Consider the following 10,891-nt stretch of genomic DNA (forward strand, 5'->3'; position numbering starts at 1 on the left):
ATGTCCGGTAGATACCCGAACAACTCCAAGATCAACGTCGGCGCGGGGGGCGAGGGCGGGGGCGAAGGGGCGGGGGCGTACGACGGGGTGGGCGGGCGTGGGGCGGCGGGTCAGCCGAACGCCGGGCCCCGGAGGTCGAGCAGTTCGGTGAGCGTGGCCTGGATGGTGTCGCGCACCTGGTCGGTCAGCTCGAACACCACCATGGGATCGTCGGCGGCGCCCGGCGGGTAGTCGTCGGTGCGGATCGGCTCGCCGAACTCGATGATCCACTTCGACGGCAGCGGCACCAGCCCGAGCGGCCCGAGCCACGGGAACGTCGGCGTCAACGGGAAGTACGGCAGCCCGAGCAGCCGGGCCAGCGACTCGGCGTTGCCGATCATCGGGTAGATCTCCTCGGCCCCGACGATCGAGCACGGGACGATCGGAGCCTTCGTGCGCAGCGCCGCGGACACGAACCCGCCGCGGCCGAACCGCTGCAGCTTGTAGCGCTGCGAGAACGGTTTGCCGACGCCCTTGAAGCCCTCGGGCCACACGCCGACCAGCTCACCGTCGCCGAGCAGCGCCTCGACGTCCTCGTTGCAGGCCAGCGTGGTGCCGCTCTTGCGGGCGAGGTCGGCGACCACCGGCAGCTGGAAGACCAGCGTGGCGCCGAGCGCGCGCAGGTGCCGGGCCCTCGGGTGGGTGTCGTGGACCGCCAGCTGGGTCATCAGGGAGTCGACCGGCAGCGTGCCGGAGTGGTTCGCCGCCACCAGCGCCGCGCCGGTGTCGGGGATGTTCTCGATGCCGCGCACCTCGACCCGGAACCAGTGGTTGTACAACGGGCGCAGCAGCGGCAGTAGCACGGTCTCGGTCAGCTCCGGGTCGAACCCGAACGGGTCGACCTCGAAGTCACCGGTCAGCCGGCGCCCGGCGAACGCGACGAGCTCGTCGAGCCGCTCGCCGTCGACGCCGAGGTGGTCGCGCAGCACGCGCCCCGCCGCGGACGCGACGCGCTCGAGCAGGCCGGGCAGGGGGCTATCGGCCACGGGCGTCCTCCCCGGCCAGGACGCCGCGGACGGTGTGCTCGACGGCGCGGATGCGGTCGCGGTCGAGCAGGCCGCCGCGGGTGCGCGCGGCGGCGAACGCGTCGAACGTCGCGACCGTGCTGTAGACGGGGTCGAACGTCAGCTGCGTGCGCATGCGGGTGGTGTCGACGCCGCGGCCGTAGGTGAGGAACCGCACCAGCGCGGAGTCCATGTCGACGATGCCCGCGCGCCTCAGGATGCCGCCGACGAACGGCGACCCCAGCGTCGGCAGCGGCAACGCGGGCCGGCCGGCCCGGCGCAGCGCCTGGCTCAGCACCAGGAAGCCGTCGCCGGCCACGTTGAAGATGCCCGGCCGGTGCTCGACCGTCGCCACCCGCAGCGCGTCGACGCAGTCGTCCTCGTGCACCAGCTGGAACCGCGGGTCGCGGCCCAGCACCACGGGCACCACCGGCAGCACGAAGTACTCCGACAGGGCGGTGCGGATGCCGGGCCCGAGCACGTTCGCGAACCGCAGGATCGTCACGCCGACGTCGGGGCGGCGCCGCGAGAAGCCGCGCACGTAGGCCTCGACCTCGCCGGCGTCCTTCTCGTAGCCGCGCCGCGCGTGCGCCCCGGACACCATGTCCTCGGCGAACAGCGCCGGAGCCTGCGGGCCCGAGCCGTACACCGTCGTCGACGACTTCACCACGACCTTGCGCACCGACGACGAGCGCTGGCAGGCCGCCAGCAGCTGCATCGTGCCGATGACGTTGATCTCCTTCTGCGGAGTGCGGCCACCGGCGTCGGCGCGCGTCGCCAGGATGTTCATGTGCACGACGGTGTCGGGTGCGACCCGGTCGATCGCCCGGCCGATGTCGGAGGTGCGGATGTCGGCGCGCACGAACTCGGCGTCGCCGATGCTCTGCGTGGGCTCGACGAGATCGACGCCGACCACGCGATCGACGCCCGCGTCGGCCGCGAGGCGCTCAGCCAGCCGGGCGCCCAGATACCGGGCGACCCCCACCACCATGACAACCCTGGACAATCGTGTCCCGCTCTCCCCTGGAGCACGGCCGGGCGAGACACCACCCCGCACGGCCGCCGGCGTGCCTTACTTGCCCATGCGGCGACGCTGCACGCGCGTACGGCGCAGGAGCTTGCGGTGCTTCTTCTTCGCCATCCGCTTGCGGCGCTTCTTGATCACAGAGCCCACAGGGCACCCTCACTCGCAGGTCGATTGAACGCGCGCCAGCCGCGCGACCGGCCAAGCCTACCCGGCTGACCGGGGGCGTCGTCCAATCGGGGCGGCGGTCTCAGCCGGCCTGCATCCCGCGGACGTAGGAGTCGCGCAGATACTCGTGGACGGCACTCTCCGGGATGCGGAACGACCGGCCCACCTGGACCGCCGGCAACGTGCCCGCGTGGACGAGGCGATACACCGTCATCTTCGACACCCTCATCGCCGTCGCCACCTCGGCGACGGTGAGGAAGCGCACCTCTCCGAGTGGTGCTTCGGGCCCGTTGGTCGTCATCGCTCCTCCACGACGTGCCGGCGGCGCCCTTGGGTTGGACGCGCGTCTTCGGCGACGTGATCTGATTGATGCTAGTGGCGGATGTGACGGAAGGGAAAGGGGGATCGAGAAGTGAATCGGTCCCGCGGCTGGATTGGTCCCATCTCGTGACGTTTGGGCGGCCTGCTCTCCGCTCGGTGACCGCCGGTGGGAGGGGGATGCCGGCCCCGCCCGCCTCGCTCGTTCCTCGCTCGGACGCCCGAGCCTACCCCTGCCGGCATCCCCCTCCCACCGGCTCTCTTCGCTGCTGGGTGCGGCGCCCTGGTGTCACGGGTGCTACCCATCCGGCCCCGGACCCGGTACGGGCCGATGCCCCTTCTCTTCGTCAGTAGGTGGGGTCGAGGGCGTGCAGGGGGAAGACGGCGGTGCGGGTGGCGTGGACGGCGCGGTCGAGGGCATTGGCGGGGTCGTAGCCGTCGGACCAGTCGGCGTGGGCGGGCCGGGCGCCGTCGGTCATGCGCCGGGGCGCCGTCTGGTGGTAGCGGGTGGCGACGTGGGAGCGCCAGCCGGCGGGGGTGTCGGTCGCCGGGTCGATCGGGCGCTCGGCGGCGATGGCCAGCAGGTGGGTCCAGGCGCGCGGGACCACCTCGATGAGCGCGTAGCCGCCGCCGCCGGTCGCGACCCAGCGGCCGTCGCACAGCTCGTGGGCGAGGTCGTGCAGGACGCGGTAGGACTCGCGCTGGCCGTCGACCGTCAGGGCGAGGTGCGCCAAGGGGTCCTCGAGGTGGCTGTCGCAGCCGTGCTGGGTGACCAGCACCTGCGGCCGCCAGGCGCGCAGCAGCGGCGGCACGACGGCGTGGAACGCGCGCAGCCAGCCGGCGTCGGACGTCCCGGGCGGGAGCGCGACGTTGACGGCGCTGCCCTCGGCGCGCGGGCCGCCGGTCTCGGTCGGATAGCCGGTGCCCGGGAACAGCGTCCGCGGCGTCTCGTGCAGGCTGATCGTCAGCACCCGCGGGTCGTCGTAGAAGACGGCCTGCACGCCGTCGCCGTGGTGGACGTCGACGTCGACATAGGCGATCCGCTCGGCGCCGGCGTCGAGCAGCGCCCTGATGCCCAGCGCGGGGTCGTTGTAGACACAGAACCCCGACGCGCTGTCGGGCATCGCGTGGTGCAGCCCGCCCGAGACGTTGACGCCGTGCCGCGCCCGTCCCTCCCAGACCGCCCGCGCCGCCGCGATCGTCCCGCCGGCCACCAGCGCGCTCGCTTCGTGCATGCCGGCGAAGCAGGGGTCGTCGGTGGTGCCGAGGCCGTGCTGGGGGTCGACGGTGTCGGGGTCGGCGCTGGCGGCCTTGACGGCGTCGAGGTAGCCGGCGGTGTGCACCGTGCGCAGGGCGGCGTCGTCGGCCGGCTCGGGCGACTCGACGTGCACGCCGTCGGCCCCGAGGACGCCGAGCTCGCGGGCCAGCCGGATGGTGAGGTCGACGCGGACCGGGTTCAGCGGGTGCCCGGGCCCGAAGTCGTAGCCCGTCAGGGCGTCGGACCAGGCCACGTGCACGGTGTGCATGAGAGGTCAGACCGGGTCGCCGGACGACAGCGCGCGCGAGCGGTCGCGGGCGGCCTCCAAGGCGGCCAGGAAGTCGGCGCGGACCCGGCCCTCCTCGAGCTGCCGCAGCGCCGCCGCCGTCGTGCCGCCGGGCGAGGTGACCCGCTCGCGCAGCACGGCCGGGTGCTCGCCGGTCTCGCGCAGCATCGTGGCCGCGCCGACCAGCGTCTGGACGACGAGCTCGGTGGCGGTGTCGCGCGGCAGGCCCAGGTGGACGCCCGCCTCGATCATGGACTCGACCACGTAGAACACATAGGCCGGACCCGAGCCGGAGACGGCCGTGACGGCGTCCTGCTGCTTCTCGGCGACCCGGACCACCCGGCCGGTGGAGCGCAGCAGTTCCTCGGCCTCGCGCAGGTGATCGTCGCCGGTGTGCGACCCCGGCGACATGGCGGACATGCCCTCGCCGACCAGCGCGGGGGTGTTCGGCATGACCCGCACGACGGCGACGCCGCCGGGCAGCCGTGCCTCGACGAACGCCGTCGTGATGCCGGCCGCCAGCGACACGAACAGCTGCCCGGGCCGGGCCGCGGCGGCGACCTCGTCGAGCAGCGTCCCCATGTCGTGCGGCTTCACGACGAGCAGGACGGTGTCGGCGCGCTTCACGGCCTCGGCGTTGCCGACGACCTCGACGCCGTACCGCTCGGTCAGCTCCGCCGCCCGCTCGGGCCGCTTCTCGGCGACCAGCACGTCCGAGGCCGGCCGGCCGCCCTGGAGGATGCCGGCGAGCAGCGCCTCACCCATCATGCCGGCGCCGAGGATCGCCACGGTCATTTCGAACTCGCCACCGATCGCAGGAGGAACCCGAGGTTGGCCGGCCGCTCCGCCAGACGGCGGACGAGGTAGGCGTACCACTCCGGACCATAGGGGACGTAGACGCGGACGCGCTCGCCGGCCCGGACCAGCCGGCGCTGCTCGCGCGAGCGGAGGCCGTAGAGCATCTGGTACTCGTAGCTGCCCTGCTCGCGCCGGTGCCGGGCGGCCAGCGACCCGGCGATCTCGACCAGCCGGGCGTCGTGGGTGGCGATCATCGGATAGCCGTCGCCGGCGAACAACACCTTCATGCAGCGGACGTAGGAGCGGTCGACCTCGCCGCGGTCGCGGAAGGCGACGCTCTCGGGCTCGTCGTAGGCGCCTTTGCACAACCGCACGCGCGAACCCTCGTAGGCGAGGTCGCGGCAGTCGGCCTCGGTGCGTTTGAGCTGGGCCTGCAGCACCACGCCGACGCTGGGGAAGTCGGCGCGCAGGTTGCGCAGGACGTCGAGGGTGGCGTCGGTGGTGGTGTGGTCCTCCATGTCCAGCGTCACCGTGGTGCCGGCATCGGCCGCCGCCTGGCAGATCTGCTGGGCGTTCTCGAGTGCGATGGCGGTGCCGTCGGCGGGCAGCGTCCGCCCGAGGGCCGACAGCTTCACCGACACCTCGACGTCGGGGGCGAGCTCGGCCTTGTGCAGCGCCTCGAGCAGCGAGACGTACTGCTGCGCGACGGTGGTGGCCTGGGCGCGGTCGCGGGTGTCCTCGCCGAGGTAGTCGATGGTGACGGCGAGCCCCTCGCCGGCCAGCTCGCCGGCCACCCGCACGGCGTCGCTCTGCTCGGTGCCGGCGACGTACCGGGCGACGACGTCGCGGGTCAGCGGGAGACGCTCGACGGTGTGCCGCAGCCGCTCGCTCCGCGACGCGCCCAGCAACGCCGAACGCAAGAGTCCCCGGGCTGGCGCCAGACCCTGCGTTCCGCCCCCGACCTTCCCCACTGCCAAGGCGGTGCCCTCCACTTCGCGGTAGCCGGACTCCGCCAGGGTACGGCACCGGAGGTCACGGGGTGCGGCGACGCAGCGTGGCCGCACCGAGCGCCAGCAGCGCCACGGAGAACGCGACCACCACGCCGATCTGCCCCCACACCTGCGGGTCGGTGTTCGCCTGGACCTCGCTCATCGCGTCGACGGCGTATGACAGCGGCAGGACGTCGGAGATCGTTTCCAGGACGGCGGGCAGCTGGTCGCGCGGCACCAGCAGGCCGCACAGCAGGAACTGCGGGACGATCAGCGCCGGCATGAACTGCACGACCTGGAACTCCGTCGACGCGAACGCGCTGACGAACAGTCCCAGCGCCACGCCCAGCAGCGCGTCGAACACCGCCACCGCGATCAGCAGCCACGACGGCCCGGCGGTGTCGAGGTCGAGCAGCCCGAGCGCCACCGTCGCCGTGATGAGCGCCTGGAGCAGCGCCACGGCGCCGAACGCCAGCGCGTAGCCGAGCAGGAAGTCGAGCTTGCCGGTCGGCATGGACAGCAGCCGCTCCAGCGTGCCCGACGTCCGCTCGCGCAGCGTCGCGATCGAGGTGACCAGGAACATCACCAGGAAGGGGAAGATCGCCAGCAGCGCCGGGCCGATGCGGTCGAAGACGACGCCGCCGTCGTAGATCCACCACAGCAGGGTCATCAGCAGGCTGGGCACCACCAGCATGAGCGCGATGGTGCGCGGGTCGTGCCGCAGCTGCGTGAGCACGCGGGCGGCCGTGGCCAGGGTGATGCGCGGGCTCATGACGACGCCTCCCGCTCCGCCTTCTCGACCAGTTCCAGGAATGCCCCTTCGGCGTCGGCCGCGCCGGTGCGGGTCAGCAGACCCGGCAGCGTGTCGTCGGCCAGCAGCGCGCCGTCGCGGAGCAGGACCAGACGCTCGCACCGCTCGGCCTCGTCCATCACGTGGCTGGACACCAGCAGCGTGACGCCGTTCTCGGCCAGCCGGTGGAACAGCTCCCACAGCTGCACCCGCAGCACCGGGTCCAGGCCGACCGTCGGCTCGTCGAGGACCAGCACCTCCGGCGTGCCCAGCAGCGCCGTCGCCAGCGACACCCGCGACTCCTGCCCACCGGACAGCCGGCCGACCAGGTGATCGGCCCGCGACCCCAGGTCGACCTGCTCGATGGCGCGGTCGACGTCGCTCATCGGCGCACCGAGCACCCGGGCGTAGTAGCGCAGGTTCTGCCGGACCGTGAGGTCGGCGTAGACGCTCGGCGCCTGTGTCACGTACCCGACGCGGTCGCGCAGGTCCTTCGCCCCGGCCGGGCGGCCGAGCACCTCGACCGTCCCGCCGGCCACCTTCTGGACGCCAACGATGGCACGCATCAGCGTCGACTTCCCCGAGCCCGACGGGCCGAGCAGGCCGGTCAGGCTGCCCCGGCGGATGTCCAGGTCGAAATCGTCCAGGACGGTCACCGGGCCGCGCACGACCCGCAGGCCGCGGATCCGTACGGCGAAATTCATCATGTGATGAATAGTGCGACCGCGAACGGACGTCGTCAAGAGTCCGGGCGGGTTCCTGCGGCCTAGCCGTCCTACTCGAAGGCGCCGTCGTAGTACTGCTGCAGCACCGGGGCGATCAGCCGCACCAGCTCCTCGTCCGGCACCGACGCGATCGGCTCCAGCTTGACGACGTACCGGACGATCGCGAGGCCGATGAGGTGCGACACCATGGCCTCGGCCCGCAGCGCGCCGTTGGGGACGCCCTCGAACACGACGAGGACGCGGCCGAGGATGGCGCGGGTGACGAGCTGCCGCAGCAGCCGGGCCGCCGCCTCGTGCTGCATGGCCGAGCGAAGCAGGGCCAGGACGGGCGCACGACTGGCGGGCTGGCCCCAGACGCCGAGGAAGGTGCGGATGGCCCGCTCCCCCACACCGGCGCCGCCGGCGTCGTCCATGATCGCGTCGGCGATGGCTGCCGGGTCGAACGGGATCTCCATCGCGGCCAGGAAGAGCTTCTCCTTGGTCCCGAAGTAGTGGTGGACGAGCGCGGAGTCGACACCCGCGGCCGCCGCGATGGCGCGCACGCTCGCGCCGTCGTAGCCGCGTTCTCCGAACACCTGGCGAGCGGCGGCCAGGATCTCGCCCTTGGTGTCCGGGGCGCCGCGACGCCGCCCGGACCGGCCCCTCAGAACCTTTCCCACAATTCCGGCATCCTATCCACCGGCGCGCCGGTCGCCGCGCCCTAGACCTGACATGTGGCTTGTTGTCGCATTCTTTCGGCGATATACGAGAAGTGGCGAGAATTCGGGCCAAACGCGCCACGACCGCCTGGAAACGCCTGTACAAGGGGGTCTGCGGCAGCCAGTCACACCAATCGGGTGACTCTCCGACAACACGCTTGACATACCTCGCCCGCCCGTCAAAGCTTTCGTGCTGATGCGCATCAAGGCACCAACCGACCGCAACACAACGCGTGACCATTCAAGGAGAATTCTGGTGAAGAACGTACTGCGCGGCGCCCTCGTCGCTGGTGTGGCGTTCGCAGCCTCCATGGGCGTCGGGGCCACGGCCACCGCAGTCCCGGAGGTTCCGGAGGTTCCGGGTACCGACTCCCTTCCGGAGATCGACATCCTGAACAACGCCTGCATCCTGCCGTGGTTCTGGCAGGGCCCGGTCAACTTCATGGTCGAGGACCAGTACGGCTCGTACTCGGCTTGTAACGGCGCGGCCGAGGACACCGAGGGCAGCAGCATCGCGGACAACGCGTGCATCCTGCCCTGGTTCTGGCAGGGCCCGTTCAACGTCCTGCTGGGCAGCCAGGCCGGCGACTACGCGGCGTGCAACGGCTCCGAGGAGATCCCGGCCGACGTCCAGGAGCAGCTGGAGAGCCTGCTGCCCGAGGGTGTCGTTCCCGAGGACCTCACCGAGTCCGAGCTGCTCGAGCTGCTCCCCGAGGGCACGCAGCTGCTGCCGCAGGGCTGACTCTCGAGCTGAGGGCACGGGACGGAGATTGCCAGTCTCTCCTGCGGCAATCTCCCCCGTGCTGCTCGGTTCTCGCAGCACGACCCGCGTCGGGGGCATCCGCCCTCGGCGCCTTTCGTCATGGTCGCCCGGCCCGCCGGTCCGGCCGTTCACCGGTCCGCGCGCCGGCACATTTGGTTTCGTCCAGGATCGACCACCCCATCAGGTGGTCGATCCTTGATGATCACCGAGACAGCACGGACGAGCCCGTCCGGCGGCGTGTGTGAGCCGCAGCGCTTGGCTCGCCAACGGTGACCCCTTGGCTCGCCGAAAGTGATCATCCGCGCCGGATATGCCCGATGGTGGAGCGCTTCAGCGTGCCAAGACCAACGAGCGCGCGGCCGATGCCGTCAGCGCCGCGAATCTTCCGGTCGTCTCAGCGGTGAGGTGCGCCCCACCCGGGTGCGGCGGACCCGAGTGCTGGCCACCGTCGGGAAAGACGATCTGGACGCCATCGAGCGAACGCACGAGAACTTGGGGCAGGATGTCGCCACGGCTGCCCGGTCGCGGCCGTCACCTCGGACGGCTCCCGATCAGCCGCCCTGGCCGCGCGCGACCACCTCGGCCGTGCCGTCCGGACCCACGGCGAACGCCGTCTCCACCGAGGCCGCCAGGTTGAGCCGGGTGAAGGCGAGCGCCTCGGCGAGGTCGGCCTCGCGCTCGGCCATGTTGCGCGCCCGCCGCGTGCTGACCTCGAGGATCACCGTCCCGGACCACTCGATGCGGGCCAGCCGCTCCAGGACGGCCGAGCACGGCTGGTTACCGCGGCCGGGGATCAGGTGCTCGTCGCGCGCCGATCCGGTGCCGTCGGTCATGTGCACGTGGGCCAGACGGTCGCCGAGCGCCTCGGACAGCACCAGCGAGTCCTGGCCGGCGACGGCCGCGTGCGAGAGGTCCAGCGTGATGTGCTCGTACGCCTCGTCGGTGGGGTCCCAGTCGGGCGCGTAGGCGGCCACCTCACGCCCGGCCGCCCGCCACGGGTACATGTTCTCGACCGCGACGGCGATGCCGTACTCGTCCTCGAGCCGGGCCACCAGCTCGACGAACCCGCGCGCGTACTCGCGCTGCCACCGGAACGGCGGATGCACGACGACGGTGGACGCGCCCAGGCGGCGGGCCGCCTCGAGCGACTTCGTCAGCCGCACCGTGGGATCGGGCGACCACACGCGCTGCGTGATCAGCAGGCAGGGCGCGTGGACGGACAGCACCGGCACGCCGTACCGCTCGGCGAGCCGCTCGATCTGGTCGATGTCCTGGCTGACGGGGTCGGTCCACACCATGACCTCGACGCCGTCGTACCCGAGCGACGAGGCCAGCTCGAACGCCGTCGCCGCGCCCTGGGGGTAGGTGGCGGCGGTGGACAGCCCCACGGGTGCCTCGGGAACACGCAGGACCCCGGAGGCACTCTGGCGCAGTTCGGACACGCTCCAAGGGTATGCGGCGGGGCCACCCCTCGGTGTGGCGCTCCGGTCAGGTCTCAGGGGTGAACTCCCAGTGCCAGGGCTCCGGCGTGCTGCCGCCGGGCCGGGCCCAGTCGGGGTTCTCCCAGCCGAAGTCGTCGGCGTTGTCGTCGAGCCAGGCGTAGAGGGCGCCGTCGAAGGAGTTGGCGCCGCAGCCGACGTCGACCGCGAGGCCCCAGCCGTGCTCGCTGGTGCCCGGGACGGCGGCCAGGCCGGGCTTGCGCTGCGCGACGTCGACCTGGGCCTCGTAGCTGCGATAGGAGTCGGTGACGCACTCGATGAGGCCCTCGCCGGTCTCAGCCCGGTAGAACGCATCGAGCGCGAGGAACGAGGCGGCGGCGTCGGGACGCAGCTGCTGGCCGCTGCCGATGCCGCACAGGTGCTCGTCGCCCAGCTCGCCGTTGGCGACGTCGTCGCCGGGGATGGTGGCGTCGCACCCGGGCACCGGCGGGAAGCCGGTCGGCGACGGCGTAGGCGCGGGCGTCGCCGCGGGCGCCGGGGCGGCCGGCGGCGGTGCGGCCGTCACCGAGGGTGACGGGGCGGCCGTGGGGGC

At 72.4% G+C, this 10,891-nt stretch carries 13 protein-coding genes; 1 reads left to right on the forward strand and 12 read right to left on the reverse strand.

The features are described 5' to 3' along the window. Positions 1-110 precede the first annotated feature (110 nt). From DY240_RS26575 to DY240_RS26620, 10 genes are all read right to left on the reverse strand, one after another. On the reverse strand, positions 111-968 hold the full coding sequence (locus DY240_RS26575; protein WP_407659416.1) for a lysophospholipid acyltransferase family protein: 858 nt from the start codon (positions 966-968) through the stop codon (positions 111-113). Between the two features lie 46 nt (positions 969-1,014). Continuing rightward, positions 1,015-2,034 carry an NAD-dependent epimerase/dehydratase family protein gene (locus DY240_RS26580; RefSeq protein ID WP_119662686.1) on the reverse strand — a complete coding sequence of 340 codons (1,020 nt, stop codon included), beginning with the start codon at positions 2,032-2,034 and terminating at the stop codon, positions 1,015-1,017. Positions 2,035-2,115: 81 nt separating this feature from the next. Beyond that, positions 2,116-2,217 (reverse strand): 30S ribosomal protein bS22, encoded by a 102-nt coding sequence (locus tag DY240_RS26585; protein WP_074946526.1) that lies wholly within the window; start codon positions 2,215-2,217, stop codon positions 2,116-2,118. A 100-nt stretch (positions 2,218-2,317) separates the two neighbouring features. Then, positions 2,318-2,536, reverse strand: coding sequence for a helix-turn-helix domain-containing protein (locus DY240_RS26590; RefSeq protein WP_119662687.1), 219 nt, complete (start codon positions 2,534-2,536; stop codon positions 2,318-2,320). Positions 2,537-2,900: 364 nt separating this feature from the next. Continuing rightward, positions 2,901-4,079 carry an acetoin utilization protein AcuC gene (locus tag DY240_RS26595; RefSeq protein ID WP_119662688.1) on the reverse strand — a complete coding sequence of 393 codons (1,179 nt, stop codon included), beginning with the start codon at positions 4,077-4,079 and terminating at the stop codon, positions 2,901-2,903. 6 nt (positions 4,080-4,085) lie between these two features. Continuing rightward, complete coding sequence (gene proC, locus DY240_RS26600; RefSeq protein WP_119662689.1) at positions 4,086-4,892, reverse strand: pyrroline-5-carboxylate reductase; 807 nt, start codon at positions 4,890-4,892, stop codon at positions 4,086-4,088. Continuing rightward, positions 4,889-5,803 carry a proline dehydrogenase family protein gene (locus DY240_RS26605; protein WP_233552890.1) on the reverse strand — a complete coding sequence of 305 codons (915 nt, stop codon included), beginning with the start codon at positions 5,801-5,803 and terminating at the stop codon, positions 4,889-4,891. The genes proC and DY240_RS26605 overlap by 4 nt, the downstream gene beginning before the upstream one ends. Before the next feature lie 124 nt (positions 5,804-5,927). Beyond that, positions 5,928-6,656, reverse strand: coding sequence for an ABC transporter permease (locus DY240_RS26610; RefSeq protein ID WP_119662690.1), 729 nt, complete (start codon positions 6,654-6,656; stop codon positions 5,928-5,930). Then, positions 6,653-7,381, reverse strand: a complete 729-nt coding sequence (locus DY240_RS26615; protein ID WP_119662691.1) for an ABC transporter ATP-binding protein — start codon at positions 7,379-7,381, stop codon at positions 6,653-6,655. The genes DY240_RS26610 and DY240_RS26615 overlap by 4 nt, the downstream gene beginning before the upstream one ends. A 68-nt stretch (positions 7,382-7,449) precedes the next feature. Next, positions 7,450-8,058, reverse strand: a complete 609-nt coding sequence (locus tag DY240_RS26620; protein ID WP_199702527.1) for a TetR/AcrR family transcriptional regulator — start codon at positions 8,056-8,058, stop codon at positions 7,450-7,452. Positions 8,059-8,353: 295 nt separating this feature from the next. On the opposite strand from DY240_RS26620, the gene DY240_RS26625 reads away from it, so the two are divergent. Then, positions 8,354-8,839: a hypothetical protein gene (locus DY240_RS26625; protein ID WP_119662693.1), complete on the forward strand. Its 486-nt coding sequence runs from the start codon at positions 8,354-8,356 to the stop codon at positions 8,837-8,839. A 572-nt stretch (positions 8,840-9,411) separates the two neighbouring features. Here DY240_RS26625 and DY240_RS26630 read toward each other — a convergent pair. After that, positions 9,412-10,302 carry a sugar phosphate isomerase/epimerase family protein gene (locus DY240_RS26630; RefSeq protein WP_233552891.1) on the reverse strand — a complete coding sequence of 297 codons (891 nt, stop codon included), beginning with the start codon at positions 10,300-10,302 and terminating at the stop codon, positions 9,412-9,414. A gap of 46 nt (positions 10,303-10,348) precedes the next feature. Further along, positions 10,349-10,891: M15 family metallopeptidase (locus DY240_RS26635; protein WP_233552892.1), on the reverse strand; the 543-nt coding region annotated here is incomplete at its 5' end.

Origin of the sequence: Jiangella rhizosphaerae, from assembly GCF_003579925.1 — a bacterium.
GTDB classification, from domain to species: Bacteria; Actinomycetota; Actinomycetes; order Jiangellales; family Jiangellaceae; genus Jiangella; species Jiangella rhizosphaerae.